The sequence below is a fragment of the Lederbergia galactosidilytica genome (assembly GCF_017873565.1).
Classification (GTDB): Bacteria; Bacillota; Bacilli; order Bacillales; family Bacillaceae_C; genus Lederbergia; species Lederbergia galactosidilytica.
The window spans coordinates 209,825-227,005 of the sequence record NZ_JAGGKH010000002.1 but is presented as its reverse complement, the minus strand read 5'-3'; the positions used below and the strand labels follow the sequence as shown (position 1 = coordinate 227,005).

At 37.1% G+C, this 17,181-nt stretch carries 19 protein-coding genes; all 19 read left to right on the top strand.

Annotation, left to right across the window (positions count from 1 at the left end; genetic code table 11):
• The first annotated feature begins 14 nt into the window (after window positions 1-14).
• The gene (ftsY, locus tag J2Z23_RS02985) at window positions 15-1,019 is read left to right on the top strand and encodes a signal recognition particle-docking protein FtsY (protein WP_064467943.1); all 1,005 of its coding nucleotides are present in this window, start codon (window positions 15-17) and stop codon (window positions 1,017-1,019) included.
• Window positions 1,020-1,090: 71 nt separating this feature from the next.
• Window positions 1,091-1,423: a putative DNA-binding protein gene (locus J2Z23_RS02980; RefSeq protein WP_057986799.1), complete on the top strand. Its 333-nt coding sequence runs from the start codon at window positions 1,091-1,093 to the stop codon at window positions 1,421-1,423.
• 11 nt (window positions 1,424-1,434) lie between these two features.
• A complete protein-coding gene (gene ffh / locus J2Z23_RS02975) occupies window positions 1,435-2,778 on the top strand; it encodes a signal recognition particle protein (RefSeq protein WP_057986697.1) in 1,344 nt (447 codons plus the stop codon).
• 221 nt (window positions 2,779-2,999) lie between these two features.
• Window positions 3,000-3,272, top strand: coding sequence for a 30S ribosomal protein S16 (gene rpsP, locus J2Z23_RS02970; protein WP_057986695.1), 273 nt, complete (start codon window positions 3,000-3,002; stop codon window positions 3,270-3,272).
• 11 nt (window positions 3,273-3,283) lie between these two features.
• The gene (locus J2Z23_RS02965; RefSeq protein WP_057986693.1) at window positions 3,284-3,514 is read left to right on the top strand and encodes a KH domain-containing protein; all 231 of its coding nucleotides are present in this window, start codon (window positions 3,284-3,286) and stop codon (window positions 3,512-3,514) included.
• A 334-nt stretch (window positions 3,515-3,848) separates the two neighbouring features.
• Window positions 3,849-4,238: a YlqD family protein gene (locus tag J2Z23_RS02960; RefSeq protein WP_057986691.1), complete on the top strand. Its 390-nt coding sequence runs from the start codon at window positions 3,849-3,851 to the stop codon at window positions 4,236-4,238.
• A gap of 4 nt (window positions 4,239-4,242) precedes the next feature.
• Entirely contained in the window at window positions 4,243-4,764 is a 522-nt protein-coding gene (gene rimM / locus J2Z23_RS02955; RefSeq protein WP_064467942.1) for a ribosome maturation factor RimM, read from the top strand.
• Window positions 4,761-5,438, top strand: a complete 678-nt coding sequence (trmD, locus tag J2Z23_RS02950; protein ID WP_057986687.1) for a tRNA (guanosine(37)-N1)-methyltransferase TrmD — start codon at window positions 4,761-4,763, stop codon at window positions 5,436-5,438. The genes rimM and trmD overlap by 4 nt, the downstream gene beginning before the upstream one ends.
• A gap of 475 nt (window positions 5,439-5,913) precedes the next feature.
• Entirely contained in the window at window positions 5,914-6,258 is a 345-nt protein-coding gene (gene rplS / locus J2Z23_RS02945) for a 50S ribosomal protein L19 (RefSeq protein ID WP_057986797.1), read from the top strand.
• A 171-nt stretch (window positions 6,259-6,429) separates the two neighbouring features.
• Complete coding sequence (gene lepB, locus J2Z23_RS02940) at window positions 6,430-6,972, top strand: signal peptidase I (protein ID WP_057986795.1); 543 nt, start codon at window positions 6,430-6,432, stop codon at window positions 6,970-6,972.
• A gap of 17 nt (window positions 6,973-6,989) precedes the next feature.
• Window positions 6,990-7,847, top strand: a complete 858-nt coding sequence (gene ylqF / locus J2Z23_RS02935; RefSeq protein ID WP_064467940.1) for a ribosome biogenesis GTPase YlqF — start codon at window positions 6,990-6,992, stop codon at window positions 7,845-7,847.
• A gap of 11 nt (window positions 7,848-7,858) precedes the next feature.
• A complete protein-coding gene (locus tag J2Z23_RS02930; RefSeq protein WP_128738518.1) occupies window positions 7,859-8,638 on the top strand; it encodes a ribonuclease HII in 780 nt (259 codons plus the stop codon).
• 6 nt (window positions 8,639-8,644) lie between these two features.
• Window positions 8,645-9,946 (top strand): hypothetical protein, encoded by a 1,302-nt coding sequence (locus J2Z23_RS02925; protein WP_057986681.1) that lies wholly within the window; start codon window positions 8,645-8,647, stop codon window positions 9,944-9,946.
• Entirely contained in the window at window positions 9,943-10,230 is a 288-nt protein-coding gene (locus J2Z23_RS02920) for an EscU/YscU/HrcU family type III secretion system export apparatus switch protein (protein WP_057986679.1), read from the top strand. The genes J2Z23_RS02925 and J2Z23_RS02920 overlap by 4 nt, the downstream gene beginning before the upstream one ends.
• Window positions 10,231-10,334: 104 nt before the next feature.
• Complete coding sequence (sucC, locus tag J2Z23_RS02915) at window positions 10,335-11,495, top strand: ADP-forming succinate--CoA ligase subunit beta (protein WP_057986677.1); 1,161 nt, start codon at window positions 10,335-10,337, stop codon at window positions 11,493-11,495.
• Between the two features lie 72 nt (window positions 11,496-11,567).
• Complete coding sequence (gene sucD / locus J2Z23_RS02910; RefSeq protein ID WP_057986675.1) at window positions 11,568-12,470, top strand: succinate--CoA ligase subunit alpha; 903 nt, start codon at window positions 11,568-11,570, stop codon at window positions 12,468-12,470.
• A 239-nt stretch (window positions 12,471-12,709) separates the two neighbouring features.
• Window positions 12,710-13,429 carry a DNA-processing protein DprA gene (gene dprA, locus J2Z23_RS02905; RefSeq protein ID WP_238482578.1) on the top strand — a complete coding sequence of 240 codons (720 nt, stop codon included), beginning with the start codon at window positions 12,710-12,712 and terminating at the stop codon, window positions 13,427-13,429.
• A 234-nt stretch (window positions 13,430-13,663) separates the two neighbouring features.
• A complete protein-coding gene (gene topA / locus J2Z23_RS02900) occupies window positions 13,664-15,739 on the top strand; it encodes a type I DNA topoisomerase (RefSeq protein ID WP_057986671.1) in 2,076 nt (691 codons plus the stop codon).
• A 458-nt stretch (window positions 15,740-16,197) separates the two neighbouring features.
• The gene (xerC, locus tag J2Z23_RS02895; protein WP_057986670.1) at window positions 16,198-17,100 is read left to right on the top strand and encodes a tyrosine recombinase XerC; all 903 of its coding nucleotides are present in this window, start codon (window positions 16,198-16,200) and stop codon (window positions 17,098-17,100) included.
• The last annotated feature ends 81 nt before the right edge of the window (window positions 17,101-17,181 follow it).

The following is a 17,181-nucleotide window of genomic DNA, read 5'->3' as shown; positions in this document are numbered from 1 at the left end:
TTGGGGGATTCTAAATGAGTTTTTTTAATAAATTAAAAGAAAAATTTACATCCTCAACAGATTCTGTTTCAGAGAAATTTAAAACAGGATTATCGAAAACAAGGGATCAATTTACAGGAAAAGTAAATGACCTTGTTGCTCGTTATCGAAAAGTAGATGAGGACTTTTTTGAAGAGTTAGAAGAAATTCTTATTCAAGCGGATGTTGGATTTGAAACTGTGATGGACTTAGTTGAGGAATTAAAGTTAGAAGTGAAAAAAAGAAATATTAAAGATCCTGAACAATTACAACCGGTAATCTCAGAAAAATTAATTGAGATTTATGATGGTGGTGAAAACTTATCTTCAGACTTGGCAATAAGAGAATATGAATTATCTGTTATATTATTTGTTGGGGTCAATGGTGTTGGGAAAACAACAACAATTGGTAAATTAGCTCATAAGTTTAAACAAGAAGGAAAAAAAGTTATGCTAGCGGCGGGCGATACATTTCGTGCCGGTGCAATTGAACAATTAGAAGTGTGGGGACAGCGTGTCGGCGTAGATGTAATAAAGCAGGAGGAAGGCTCAGATCCAGCAGCTGTTATGTATGATGCTTTACAGGCAGCAAAGTCAAGAAAAATAGATATCCTGCTATGTGATACGGCTGGTCGTTTACAAAATAAAGTGAATTTGATGAAGGAATTAGAAAAAGTAAAGCGTGTAATTGAAAGAGAAGTACCAGGTGCACCGGATGAAGTTTTGCTTGTTTTAGATGCTACTACTGGTCAAAATGCTTTGATTCAAGCAAAAACTTTTAAAGAGGCTGTTGATGTTAGTGGGATTGTCCTTTCAAAGCTTGATGGAACAGCTAAAGGTGGAATTGTTCTCGCTATCCGTAATGAATTGGATTTGCCTGTTAAATTTGTGGGACTCGGAGAGAATGTAGATGATCTCCAAAAATTTGACCCTGAAAAATATGTGTACGGACTTTTCTCCAACTTGATTGATGAAGTGGAGGATGAAGAAGAAGGGTCTTGACAACCTAACCTTTTCAAGGTATTATTTTGCTGTAAAGGTGTTTAACTTAACAAGGTGGGTTTTACATGACAATGCTTGAGAAAACTACGCGCATCAATTACTTATTTGACTTTTATCAAGCGTTGTTGACTCCAAAACAAAGGAATTATATGTCCCTTTATTACTTGGATGATTTTTCATTGGGTGAAATAGCCGAAGAATTCCAGGTTAGTCGCCAAGCTGTTTATGATAATATTAAAAGAACAGAAGCGATGCTGGAAGATTACGAAGAAAAGTTAAAATTATTTCATAAATACCAAAAACGAAAAAAAGTCACCAAGCAAATGAAACTTTGTCTCGATGAAGGCAAATTGGATAAAGTGATGTTGGAACATTATATAGGTTTGCTTGATGAATTGGATTAGGGGGCGGCCATATGGCGTTTGAAGGTTTAGCCGACCGATTACAGGCAACAATGCAAAAAATTCGCGGTAAAGGGAAAGTTTCTGAAGCGGATGTAAAAACAATGATGCGTGAAGTACGACTTGCTCTACTTGAAGCAGATGTCAACTTTAAAGTCGTTAAACAGTTTGTTCAAAAAGTAAGTGAAAGAGCGGTTGGGCAAGAGGTTATGAAGAGCTTAACCCCTGGTCAACAAGTTATCAAAGTGGTAAAAGAAGAACTGACAGACTTAATGGGGGGAGAGCAAAGTAAAATCGCTGTAGCACAGCGCCCCCCAACGGTTATTATGATGTCAGGTCTCCAAGGGGCTGGTAAAACGACTACAACCGGGAAATTAGCCAATTTACTACGCAAAAAACATAATCGGAAGCCATTACTGGTCGCAGCCGATATATATCGGCCAGCTGCAATTAAACAATTAGAAACTATTGGTAAACAGCTGAATTTACCCGTTTTTTCAATGGGGGATCAGGTAAGTCCAGTTGAGATTGCACAAAAAGCAATTGAAAAGGCGAAGGAAGAACATTATGATTATGTCTTAATTGATACAGCGGGCCGCTTGCATATTGATGGGGAGCTTATGCAAGAATTGCAGGATGTAAAGGAAGTTGCTCGCCCTGATGAAATTTACCTAGTAGTTGATGCGATGACTGGGCAGGATGCGGTTAATGTTGCAAAGGCCTTTAACGATCAACTCGAAATTACTGGGGTAGTCTTAACAAAGTTGGATGGAGATACAAGGGGTGGTGCAGCCCTATCTATCCGTTCAGTGACGGAGAAACCTATAAAGTTCGTTGGTATGGGTGAAAAAATGGATGCATTGGAAGCTTTTCATCCAGAACGTATGGCTTCCAGAATTCTTGGCATGGGAGACATGCTGACATTAATTGAAAAAGCACAAGTCTCTGTAGATGAAGAGAAAGCAAAAGAGTTAGAACAAAAAATTAGACATGCCTCACTTGATTTTGATGATTTCTTAGAACAATTATCACAAATGCGGAATATGGGTCCGCTTGATGAGCTACTAAAAATGATGCCTGGGGCTAATAAAATTAAAGGTATGAATAATCTACAGATTGATGAAAAACAAATTAATCGAGTAGAGGCAATTATTCGTTCAATGACAGCACAGGAAAAACAGCAACCTGATATTATCAATGCAGGGCGAAGACGAAGAATTGCTAAAGGGAGCGGTACAACCATTCAAGAGGTTAATCGTCTTTTAAAGCAATTTGAAGAGATGAAAAAGATGATGAAGCAAATGTCAGGTATGCAACAAAAAGGGAAAAAGAAAGGCTTTAAGCTTCCTTTTATGTGATGTTATTGGGTATTTAGGTGCAAGCAACAGGAGTTTCTGCTTAATAACCCGAATCCTTTAGAGGGAAATAGCACCCTTTAAGGGATATAGAACATTTGCTTGTCGCCCATAGGTTACCGCCCTGCACTTTTCTAGATTGTTAAGAAAAAATACTTTACAACCAAAACACTTATTTGATATTATAATATCTTGTGTGAAACTATTCGGAGGTGCTATATAAAATGGCAGTAAAAATTCGCTTAAAACGTATTGGAGCAAAAAAGGCTCCTTTCTATCGTATCGTAGTTGCAGATTCTCGTTCTCCACGTGATGGAAGAATTATTGAAGAGATTGGCACATATAACCCGGTTGCTCAACCGGCTCAAGTGACAATTAATGAAGAAAATGCAATTAAGTGGATGCAAAATGGTGCAAAACCATCTGATACGGTTCGTAACTTGTTCTCAAAACAAGGAATCATGGAAAAATTCCATAATGCCAAGCTTGGCAAATAATTGGAGTAAGCATGGAAAATTTAATCTTGTCGGTTGTCAAGCCAATTGTTGATTTTCCCGATAACGTTCGTGTGGAGACTAAAGAAGAAGAACGCCATGTCATTTATAAACTTATTACTCATGAAGATGATATTGGAAAAGTAATTGGTAAAAATGGTCGAGTAGCAAAATCCATTCGGGCGGTTATTTATGCAGCTGCAGGACAAAAACAACAAAAGAAGGTTTACTTGGAAATCGACTGAGTAAAGTGGAGGCGCCCATAGCGATTTAAACTTCATGTAGAATGAAGCTTAAAAGTCTGCTAAGTGCTAATGCTTATTCTAAATGAAGGGAGGCGAAGACACCTCCCTTCATTTTGGTTTTATAAACGTTTAGTGAATGATATTTGTACTAGAGACGTTTTGAGTTAGAGCAAGCACAATTTTGCATACTCGTATTAGATAGCATGTTTAAAAGAACTGCATCATCTCAACTTTAGACTATAGGGAAGCTACTAAGCATCAACTTTTTCCATTTATCCTTATAGACAGGAATATAGGGTTATACTATACATAATAATGCTCGGAGGATGATTAAATGAAGATTCTCCAGAAAGTAAATGTGAAACAAGTATTGACTGAACAAAGTAAAGATCATTTATTAAGAAAATATGAACGCAACAAACAACAATTACAGAAAGAGTGTGATCAACTCTTTTTTGAAATGAAAAAGCTTGAGCGAAATCGTAAATATCCATCAGGTGGCTTAAAAAATCAATTTGATAAGGAAATCGATCTACGTAAAGAACGGATAAAAATGATTGAGTTCCAAATTGAACAGTTAGAAATTCTTCCTCTTGGAAGTGAATTACAAGATCAAGAAATTTCAGCATTGATTGAAGTCAGTGTTGGGGATAATTGGGAAGAAAAAATTAATGGAACCATTGTCGTCCAAGATGGCATTATAATAGAAATCCGAGAGAGGTGATTAGATGGAACAGTGGTTTAATGTTGGGAAAATTGTCAATACGCATGGTATTCAAGGAGAAGTAAGGGTGATATCAAGCACTGATTTTGCTGAACAGCGCTTTGCAATTGGCCAGCATCTTCATCTTTTTTTACAAAAGAATCAATCTCCTGTGAAGCTCATAATCAAAAGTCATCGCAAACATAAAAATTTCGATTTACTATCATTTGAAGGGTATAACAATATTAATGATGTGGAACATTGGAAGAATGCCTTACTCAAAATTTCTGATGAACAACTAGAGGATTTGCCTGAAGGCGAATATTATTTTCATGAAATTATCGGTTGCACCGTGCTTGATGAAAACAGTCAACCAATTGGGGTTGTAAAGGAAATTCTCACGCCTGGAGCCAATGATGTATGGGTTGTAAAATCAGAAGAGGGAAAAGAATATTTGATTCCATATATAGATGACGTAGTAGTGGAAATTTCAATTGAAAAGAAAGAAATTTTAATTAATCCAATTGAAGGATTGTTGGACATATGAAAATTGATATTTTAACTTTATTTCCCGAAATGTTTACAGGTGTACTAGGAAGTTCCATTCTAAAAAAAGCAGAAGAAAAAGCAGCTGTTTCTTATTCGCTAGCAAATTTCCGGCAATTCTCTGACAATAAACATCATACAGTGGATGATTATCCATATGGTGGTGGAGCAGGAATGGTATTAAAGCCTCAACCTATCTTTGATGCTGTATCCCATTTAACAGAACAAACAGATACGAAACCTAGAATTATTTTATTATGTCCTCAAGGAAAACGTTTTGATCAGAGGAAAGCCGAGGAATTGGCTAAGGAACAACATTTAATTTTTATTTGTGGTCATTATGAAGGTTATGATGAACGAATAAGAGAACATCTAGTAACAGATGAAATCTCAATTGGGGATTATGTTTTAACAGGCGGCGAATTAGGGGCAATGGTTGTCATTGATTCAGTTGTTCGTTTGCTTCCAGGTGTTCTTGGAAATGAGGATTCTCCTATCCATGATTCGTTTTCAACCGGATTATTAGAACATCCTCATTATACAAGGCCAGCCGACTTTCGTGGGATGAAAGTACCTGATGTATTATTATCAGGTAATCATGCGAAAATTGCGGACTGGAGAAAAGAACAATCTCTAAAAAGAACAAGGGAACGGAGGCCGGACTTACTAGAGTAGCGTATAAAGCGTAGAGACGCTATAAGACCTCGGCACTTATTAAATATGAGCTTTTACCTCTATATTTAAATTCGTGTCTCACACCTATCTGAGCCCTACTTTTTAACACTCAATTCGACTAAGTGATTGTTTATCTTGATCTTCGTGATGACTCGGTGACATTCAGAATGCAAATATAAAGTCAGACGAGAGGCACTCAAAGTACAAGTCTATCCAAGTATACTTTTATTTTTGCTGATGTTAAGCTACAGCTTGTAAAGGAAAAAATCATATTCTACTTTTTTAGAACAATGGCTGTTTTCTCTAGACGTCGCCTTCCTTTATCTCGCCCCTTTCGTTTTTGTTGTTGCAATGAGTGAAGCCATATGGTAATATAATTTAGTGGCAATGACTGATAGAGTTATGCCAGTAACAACGATGTTCCGCTGCAAGGATGTAAATTTGCATGAGCTTCGGTTGGAAGGAGATGAATTCGATGCACAAAATAATTGAAGAAATTACAAAAGAACAACTTAAAACTGACCTACCTAAGTTTCGCGCTGGTGATACGGTTCGTGTTCATGTGAAAGTTGTTGAGGGTACTCGTGAGAGAATCCAGCTATTTGAAGGTGTTGTAATTAGACGCCGTGGTGGCGGAATTAGTGAAACATTCACTGTTCGCAAAATTTCCTATGGTGTTGGGGTTGAGCGTACTTTCCCTGTACACACTCCAAGAATTGCAAAACTTGAAGTCGTGCGTCGTGGTAAGGTTCGTCGAGCAAAACTTTACTACATGCGTAAATTACGTGGTAAAGCAGCGCGAATTAAAGAAATTCGTTAATTTCTGTACTGACCTTATATTAAACATGCAAAAGGAGGAGCTTGTGTACACAAGCTCCTTTTTATATATTTTATAAAGATAGGGAATGGAAGTTTTTTATTGGCGCGTTTTACTGTACAATAGTAAGGAAAACAGGTTGGTACTGGAGTGATTTGGATGGATGATGGAAAGATGGTAAAAGAAAAGAATGAACTTTGGGAATGGACAAAAGCCTTATTAATTGCAGTAGCATTGGCCGCTATTATTCGTTTTTTTCTCTTTACCCCTATAGTAGTAGACGGTTATTCTATGACACCTACTTTGCATGACGGAGATAAGATGATTGTTAATAAACTTGGCAAACCAGACCGCTTTGATATTATCGTCTTTCATGCACCAGAGCATAAGGACTACATAAAACGCGTCATTGGGTTACCAGGGGACACTGTAGAGTATCGAAATGATGTACTTTATATCAATGGGAAGGCTTATGATGAGCCTTATTTGGAGAAATCTAAACAGGAACTTTTTGATGGAAAGCTAACAGATGATTTTACCCTTGAAGAAACTCCTGTAGGAACAAGGACTGTACCAGAGGGAGAAGTATTTGTTATGGGGGATAATCGTCGTTCTAGTAAAGACAGTCGCCATATAGGAACTATTTCTATTAACGAGATCATCGGTGATACCAGTGTTGTATTCTGGCCGCTGCAAGATATTCGAATGGTTAAGTAATGAGTGGAGTGAGTGCTATGACAATACAATGGTTTCCAGGCCATATGGCTAAAGCAAGACGAGAAGTAACGGAAAAGTTAAAGCTAGTAGATATTATTTTTGAACTTGTTGATGCACGCATACCTATATCATCATCCAATCCAATGCTCAAAGAGATCATCCAACAAAAACCAAGATTAATTTTACTAAACAAAGCGGATATAGCAGATCGACAATTAACAGAAAAATGGATTGCTCATTATGCTAAGCAAGGTCTAACCGCGCTAGCTGTTAATTCTCAGGCCGGTAAAGGGATGAATCAAATTATCAAGGCATCGGAAGAAGTCCTAAAAGAAAAAAGATTGAGGGACAAAGCAAAAGGCCTACGTCCAAGAGCAATCAAAGCTATGATTATTGGTATACCAAATGTTGGGAAGTCAACATTGATTAATCGACTGGCAAAACGAAATATCGCAAAAACCGGAAATATGCCTGGAGTTACAAAAGCACAACAATGGATAAAGGTTGGCAAGGAACTGGAACTTTTGGATACTCCAGGGATTTTATGGCCAAAGTTTGAAGATCCTGAGACAGGTTACAAACTTGCTTTGACAGGTGCGATTAAGGACACATTATTAAATATGCAAGATATCGCAGAATTTGGTTTGGAATTCCTGTCTTCCCATTATCCGGGCAGGCTGATAGATCAATACAAAATAGCTGAATTACCAACAGATCTTTTATCCTTATTTAACGTAATTGCTGTTTCTATGGGACATCTAACCAATGAAAATGAGCCTGATTATGAAAAAACGGCCGAAAAAATCGTGAGAGACATAAGATTGCAAAAATTCGGAAATCTATCATTGGATGATCCGGAAAGTGTAGAGATATGACAGAATATAGTATAAATACATTATCAATTCACGAAATAGAGAAACTAATTTCGAAAATAAATAGTGAGAACGATCCGATCTTCTTGGAGTTAAAAGAGGATTCTCGAAAAGGGGTGCAAACTCTTTTAAATCGTTGGTATAAACAAAAAGAATTGGAAAAAAGAAGTATCAAGCAATATGAGAAAATGTCTTACCATGAAATAAAGGCTCGGCAAATGGGGTACCATTTCATTGCAGGAATAGATGAAGTGGGACGTGGTCCGCTTGCTGGGCCTGTTGTCTCAGCAGCAGTTATTTTGCCTAAAAATCATTACATACTAGGATTGAACGACTCAAAAAAATTAACAGTTAACAAACGAAATCAGCTATACAAGCAAATTATCGATGAAGCTGTAAGTGTAGGTATTGGAATTGTTACTGCTAAAGAAATTGATGAGATAAATATATTACAGGCCACAAAAAAATCTATGCTTACTGCTTTGCAAAATTTACAGGTACAGCCGGACTTTTTACTTATTGATGCTGTTCAATTAGACAGTATTTACCCTGAATCGTCGATTGTAAAGGGGGACATGAATAGCGTAAGTATCGCTGCAGCTTCGATCGTTGCTAAAGTAACAAGAGACCAGTTAATGAACGATTATGAAGTTCAATATCCGGGATACGCTTTTCAAGAACATAAAGGATACGGAACCAAAAAACATTTAGATGCAATTAGTGAATTGGGGCCTTGTCCGATTCACCGTACATCATTTGCACCGATAAAATCGCTATTCAAAGAAAGGGATTAAAGTAAAATGCAATTTGATTCTATTATTCGTTCTTTTTTGCGAAATCCTGCTACAATTGAGGGGAAAAGCGTAGATTTGAAATCAGGGCAGATTTTTCATGGGAAATTGGGTAAACTTTTTGCTGGTCAATATGCGGAAATCTGGATAGGTAGTCAAAAGCTAATGGCAAAAATAGAAGCTCCGCTCATAAGTGGAAAAGGATATTGGTTCCAGGTTTCTAATCGGACTGGGGAAATCACCTTGAAAGTCCTCGATAAAGAACATAAGCCCGTCATTAATAATACGCAAGCAAGCCCCTCCCCTCACTTGCTTGGACTCCGCGATACAAAGCTACATCGTAAATTCACAGAATTTTTAATAGATGAACAACTCAGTCTTACCAAGGATGAAATACATAAAGGTGCTCGTTTTCTCACCGCAGTAGATGATTCAGAGTTAGCTATGCAGGCCTTAAAGACTATGAGCAAAAGACAACTACCTTTCACAGAAAACATTTTTAAGTCTTTATATGCAGTATTAAAAGAATCGGTACCATTATCTACCTCAATTAGTCAGCTAAGGAATCTTTTGATCGCTGAAGGAACTATCAGTGAGACGGGTAAATCTTTATTAAGCCTCCTAAAGGAATGGGAAATGACTGCTAACCAGCTAGACCAGCTTGGTAACACTACTTCGACTCAAGAGGTATTATTAGCAAAAATCAAGCAATCTGTGGCTAAGTTAGGTTTAAACTATGAAACACAACTATTTAACAATCAAGTAGATAAGGAGACAATCAATACACTATTCAAACCTTTAGTTGTACGACTAATCCAAGAAAATTCACCATTGATGAATTCGAGTATTCAAGAGGCTGCTGAAAACTTATTATTAAGAATGAATGGCCAACAACTACTCTCGATTAGTCATAATAATATCCAAACACATCTTTACGAAATACCGATTCCATTAGGAAGTGATCTGAAAAACCTTACCATCCAATGGACGGGTAGAAAGACAGAAAACGGAAAATTTGATATGGATTATTGTCATATTATTTTTTATTTAGATTTGGAGCATTTGAAAGCAACTATTGTGGATATGCAAGTACAAAATCGAATTGTTAATCTTCTTATTATCAATGAATGGCCAGAAATAAAGGAACAGGCCGACTCAATCATTCCGATTTTACAAGCTGGTTTTGCAGAGCTTAACTATAGTCTATCAGGAGTACATTTTAAAACACCCGATGATGAAAACAGACAAGTGAGGAAGAATCCGTACTCTAATGGGTCAAGCTTTGACACTGGAGTTGATATTAGAATATGAAAGACCAGAACGAACAAAGTAGAAAAGAAGCAATTGCCCTAGGATATCAAAGTGATCAACACGAAGCACCGATTGTTTTGGCAAAAGGAAAGGGCCTAATAGCAGAAAATATATTAAAAAAGGCGCAGTCTAATCAAATTCCAATTCAGCAAGATCCCGCTTTACTCGAATTATTGGGACAATTGAATATTAATGAAACGATTCCTGAGGAATTATATCAAGCTGTTGCTGAGGTATTTGCTTTTGTCTATCAATTAGATCGGAAAAAGTCCAATGATTCTTAAAGCTTTATATATTAGCAAACATTCAAATAGTGGACATAAAGTTGTCGTTTTAATACAATAGAAACGGCAACTCAATTTTTTACTGTATGACAGGAGGATGGAAAATGAATATCCATGAGTATCAAGGTAAAGAAATCCTCAGAAAATATGGAGTGACTGTACCTAACGGAAAGGTCGCTTTTAATGTTGATGAGGCAGTAGAAGCAGCAAAAGAACTTGGATCTGCTGTGTGTGTTGTAAAAGCACAAATCCATGCTGGTGGAAGAGGAAAGGCCGGCGGGGTTAAAGTAGCAAAAGGTCTTGATGAAGTTCGTACATACGCGAATGAAATATTAGGGAAAACACTTATAACTCATCAGACAGGTCCTGAAGGTAAAGAAGTTAAGCGTCTTCTTATTGAAGAAGGCTGCGATATTAAGAAGGAATATTATGTCGGGATTGTAGTGGATCGTGCAACAGATCGAGTAGTAATGATGGCATCCGAAGAAGGCGGTACTGAAATTGAAGAGGTGGCTGCTAATTCGCCGGAGAAAATTTTCTATGAGACCATCGATCCGGTTGTTGGTTTAACAGGTTTCCAAGCACGTAGACTTGCATTTCATATTAATATACCAAAAGAATTAATTGGAAAAGCCGCAAAGTTCATGATCGGACTTTACAATGCGTTTGTTGATAACGATTGCTCTATCGCTGAAATTAACCCACTTGTTGTAACTGGTGACGGAAATGTTATGGCATTGGATGCAAAGCTTAATTTTGATGATAACGCATTATTTAAACATAAAGATATCCTAGAATACCGTGATTTGGACGAAGAAGATCCAAAAGAGATTGAAGCATCAAAATATGATCTTAGCTATGTAGCACTTGATGGCAATATTGGCTGTATGGTTAATGGAGCGGGACTAGCGATGTCTACAATGGATATTATTAAGCATTATGGCGGAGACCCAGCTAACTTCCTTGATGTTGGGGGCGGTGCAACGGCTGAAAAAGTAACAGAAGCATTTAAAATCATTCTTTCGGATGAGCATGTTAAAGGAATTTTTGTTAATATTTTCGGCGGTATTATGAAATGTGATGTAATTGCTACCGGAGTTGTCCAAGCTGCTAAGGAAGTAGGACTTAAGGTACCACTTGTTGTTCGATTAGAAGGGACAAATGTCGAACTTGGTAAGAAAATATTAAATGAATCAGGTATTGAAATTGTTGCAGCTGATTCTATGGCTGATGGAGCACAAAAAATCGTTGAACTAGTTAGATAAGTTGTGTGTTTAATATATACATCTAAGTAAACCGATTTTGCACGATTTGAATTATGAAAGGCAGGGAAAATCATGAGTGTTTTTGTTGATAAAAATACAAAAGTAATTGTGCAAGGAATTACTGGGTCCACAGCACAATTCCATACAAAACAAATGCTTGAATACGGAACCAAAATTGTTGGTGGCGTGACCCCGGGAAAAGGGGGAACTGAGGTAGAGGGAGTTCCTGTTTTTAATACGGTAGAAGATGCGGTGAATGAGACTGGTGCCAATGCATCCGTGATTTACGTTCCAGCACCATTTGCAGCAGATGCAATCTTGGAAGCGGTTGACGCTGAAATTGATCTTGTCATTTGTATTACAGAGCATATTCCAGTCTTAGACATGGTAAAGGTTGTCCGTTATATGGAAGGAAAGAAAACAAGATTAGTCGGTCCGAATTGCCCAGGAGTTATTACACCAGATGAATGTAAAATCGGTATTATGCCTGGCTATATTCATAAAAAAGGCCATGTAGGCGTTGTTTCCCGTTCTGGTACTTTAACGTATGAAGCTGTTCATCAATTATCACAAGAAGGTGTCGGCCAATCAACCGCTGTTGGAATTGGTGGCGACCCAGTGAACGGTACAAATTTCATCGATACATTAAAGGCTTTTAATGAAGATCCAGAAACAGAAGCCGTTATTATGATTGGGGAAATTGGCGGAACAGCAGAAGAAGAAGCTGCTTACTGGATTAAGGAGAATATGACGAAGCCAGTTGTTGGATTTATTGGTGGCCGCACAGCACCTCCTGGAAAAAGAATGGGGCATGCGGGAGCCATCATTTCTGGTGGAAAAGGAACAGCCGATGAGAAAATCCGTGTCATGAATGAGTGTGGGATTGAAGTAGCGGAAACGCCTTCTGTTATTGGAGAAACAATGATTAAAGAGCTTAAGAAAAAAGGTCTATATGAGAAATGTAAGACCCATTAATTTTCAATGAAATTTATCCGGATAGCCCCTTTTCGCTGAGACTAGGGGTTATCTGCTTATTACAATCAAAAGAAAGGGTGGTCAAAATATTTAGAGAAAAATTATTTCACTTAGTTCATTCTAATTACATAGGTAATCACTCCATTAGAAAACTCCTTCAAATAGACCCATCATTAACCCATCTTTATACAATGTCTCCTTCGAGACTCCAACAAATTTTCCGCTTAAAAGATAATAAGATGAAACTTTTTCTAAAAGAATTTGATGCCATCAACCCCGAAAAATTAACTCGTCTTTATCAAGCACGGAACATTAAATTTATAACGATTGAAGATCTTGAATATCCTCCTTTATTAAAAGAGATACATGATCCGCCATTAGTGTTATTTTTACAAGGAAACCTTGCTTTGATGCAAGGAAGATTATTGGCGATTGTTGGCGCCCGGGATTCAGATCATTTTGGAGAAAGCTCTCTTCGTACTGTAATGCCTGACTTAATTCGTGAGAAATTAATAATTGTTAGTGGATTGGCTAAGGGGGCAGATACAATGGCCCATAAACAAGCAATTGAATTTGGAGGGAAAACAATCGGAGTCATAGGTGGCGGTCTCTTCCACATCTACCCTCATGAAAACAGAAAGCTCGCTGAATTAATGGCAAAAGAACATTTAATTATCTCAGAATATCCGCCAATAAGAAAACCACAAAAATGGCATTTTCCAATGAGAAATCGAATTATTGCTGGTTTAACTTTCGGAACACTCGTTATTCAAGCTAAAAAACGAAGTGGGTCATTAATTACAGCTGATATGGCATTAGAGTCAGGAAGAGAGGTATATGCTTTTCCAGGACCGATTAATCATAGGCTATCTGCTGGTACAAATCACTTGATTCAACAAGGTGCCAAGCTAATTGGATCAAGTGAAGATATCTTGGAGGAATTATATTTCAAAAATTGACTTTCCTTCATAAACGCGTTATAAATAGAAAAACTTCTATTTTATCAATATCTTTTCATTCAATTTAAAAGGAAGCGCTTTTTAGATTGAAGCTTAGGTTCCGTTATTGACAAAATCTAGGGAGCCATATAGTATTTACTCTGATTTAATTTGATAATAAATTTACCGATTGTAAAAACAAAATAAAAAAGAAAATGTTTATTTGGTTATTAGAGCGTTAGGGAGGATTTTTTTATGTCTGATTATCTAGTGATTGTGGAGTCGCCAGCAAAGGCGAAAACCATTGAACGATATCTAGGAAAAAAATATAAAGTAAAAGCGTCCATGGGACATGTAATAGATTTGCCAAAGAGTCAAACCGGAATTGATGTAGAAAATCAATACCAGCCAAAATATATTACCATTAGAGGAAAAGGTCCAATCTTAAAAGAATTAAAGACAGCAGCTAAAAAGGCAAAAAAAGTCTACTTAGCAGCTGACCCGGATCGTGAAGGTGAGGCAATCGCTTGGCATTTAGCCAATAGTTTAGGTGTCGATATTCAATCAGATTGCCGTGTTGTGTTTAATGAGATTACCAAGGATGCTATTAAAGAATCCTTTAAACATCCACGTGCAATCAATATGGATCTTGTGGATTCCCAACAAGCAAGGCGAATTTTAGACAGATTGGTAGGCTATAATATTAGTCCACTTTTATGGAAAAAGGTAAAGAAGGGATTAAGTGCTGGGAGGGTTCAATCTGTAGCGGTAAGAATTATTATTGATAGGGAAAATGAAATTAAGCAGTTTACTCCGGAGGAATACTGGTCGATTAATGGAGATTTTAAAAAAGGAAAAGATTCCTTTCAGGCAGATTATTATGGAGTAGATGGTAAGAAAAAGAAATTAAGCTCTAAAGCAGACGTAGATGGCATTATGGAAATGTTAAAGGGAGATGAATTCCTAGTAGATTCTGTTGTAAAAAAGGAAAGAAAAAGACATCCGGCTTTGCCTTTTACAACTTCTTCTTTACAACAGGAAGCAGCGCGTAAATTAAACTTTAGAGCGAAAAAAACGATGATGCTTGCCCAGCAACTCTATGAAGGAATTGAAATTGGGAAAGAGGGAACGGTTGGTTTAATTACCTACATGAGAACAGATTCAACTAGAATATCGGAGGTCGCGCAGCAAGAAGCGGCTGAATATATTACAACCCAGTTTGGCAAGGAATTCAAAAAAGCGGGTCAAGCAAAAGCTAGCAAAAAAGGCAATACTCAAGATGCTCACGAAGCCGTTCGTCCGACAAGTGTTCATCGCCAGCCGAGTTCTGTTAAAGCTTATTTATCTCGGGATCAATTAAGATTATATAAATTAATTTGGGAAAGATTTATTGCAAGTCAAATGGCTTCTGCTATTATGGATACGATGACGGTCAATATGCTAAACGGTTCAGTCAATTTCCGTGCGAATGGATCGAAAGTTAAGTTTCCAGGTTTCATGAAAGTATATGTGGAAGGTACAGATGATCAGCAAGAAGAGAAAGAAAATATGCTTCCTGAACTTCAAGAAGGAGATAAAGTAAAAGCAGAAAAGCTTTTACCAAAACAACATTTTACTCAACCACCTCCCCGCTATACGGAAGCAAGACTTGTAAAAACGATGGAAGAATTAGGAATTGGTCGCCCATCAACCTATGCTCCAACTTTAGATACAATTCAAAGACGTGGCTATGTTGCGCTAGATAACAAAAGATTTGTGCCGACTGAATTAGGTGAATTGGTGCATGAATTAATCATGGAGTTTTTTCCGGAAATTGTGAATGTCGCTTTTACAGCAAAAATGGAATCAGAATTAGATGAAATCGAAGAAGGAAAAGTAAAATGGGTTGCGATTATAGATAATTTCTATAAAGGATTTGAAGAGGACTTAGCAAAAGCAGAAAAAGAAATGCGTGAAGTCGAGGTAAAAGACGAGCCGGCAGGAGAAGATTGTGAAAAATGTGGAAATCCGATGGTCATTAAAATGGGCCGATTTGGTAAATTCATGGCATGTAGCAATTTTCCTGATTGTCGGAACACTAAACCAATTGTAAAACAAATTGGAGTAAAGTGCCCTAAATGTAAAGAAGGAAATATAATTGAAAGAAAAAGTAAGAAAAAACGGATATTCTACGGTTGTGACCGATATCCACAATGTGACTTCGTTTCATGGGATAAACCGTTAGAACGGCCTTGTCCAAAATGTAATGGTGTACTTGCAGAGAAAAAAATCAAAAAAGGCATTCAAGTTCAATGTCAAGACTGTGACTACAAAGAAAAACCAGTACAATAAAGAAAAGCGGAAGGCGTTTGAACAGGGGCGACAAGCAAATGTTTCTGAACCTAGGGAGGGGGTTCTTTCCCCTTCATAGGTTCAGGGTTATTTGACCTCGAGCCCCTAACGCCTGCAGCAAGACAATAAAGAAAAGCGGAAGGCGTTTGGTCGCAAATGTTCCTGAACTTCTGTCGTTTCATCTAGATAATTGTGTGAAGACTTATTGGTTGTTCCATACGTAAGAAAGCATAAATTTAAAACGAAAACGCAAAAACTATTCTTTTTTTATTTAGAGGAATAGTTTTTTTAAGTCTTCAAATTTTTAATACGAGCGCGAATAAGGTAAAATAAATAAAGTTAAACAACAAATTTGAGTCCTTATACAACACAATTCAAAACTTTGTGAAAAATATGTAACATTTATTGCTATGGTAAATAAAATGTGATACTATTTAATAGCCTTATGAGGTGAGGGGATGAAAGAATCTTCAGACGACTTGTTTTTTTCTTTTATTGAATACTTGCAAATCGAAAAAAATTATTCTTCCTACACAATTGAATATTATAAAAAGGACTTGGAGCAATTCTTTTTGTTCATGAAATCACAAGGGATCCATTCTGTACAAAAAGTAGAATATTTGGATGCGCGTTTATATGTAACAGAACTTCATGAGAAAAAACTTGCTAGATCTTCTGCTGCTAGGAAAATTTCTTGTTTGAGAAGCTTTTACAAATTTTTGCTAAGGGAAAAACTAATAACTGAGAATCCGTTCGCTTATGTAGTTCAACCGAAAGCTAAAAAGAGAATTCCTAGTTTTTTCTATGAAGAAGAAATATCCCTACTTTTTGAAGCGTGTGACCAAACTACACTTTTGGGGAAGAGAAATATAGCGCTTCTCGAATTGTTATATGCGACAGGAATAAGGGTTAGTGAATGTACAGGTATTCGATTGAAAGACATTGATTTTGATATGGCGACAATCTTAGTGAGGGGAAAAGGAGGAAAGGAAAGATATATTCCTTTTGGCCATTTTGCCTCTGAAGCCTTACAGAACTATCTTCATAATGTAAGAAATGAATTAATGAACGGGAAAGATGAACATCAAGTTTTATTTATCAATTCCCGTGGGGGACCACTTACATCAAGAGGTGTAAGGTATATTTTATCCAACATCATTGAAACTGCGTCCTTGACTAGGAAAATCCACCCCCACATGCTTCGTCATAGTTTTGCTACACATTTACTTAATAATGGGGCTGATATGCGAACTGTTCAAGAATTACTTGGACATTCCCAATTATCTACCACCCAGGTATATACACATGTGACGAAAGATCATTTAAGAAAAACATATATGAATCATCATCCTCGAGCATAAAAGTAAAGCATAAGCGTCTAATTGTAATGGCAGTGGGACTGCCATACTGCACTGACTTCTATCTTGTGAGTCAACATACAA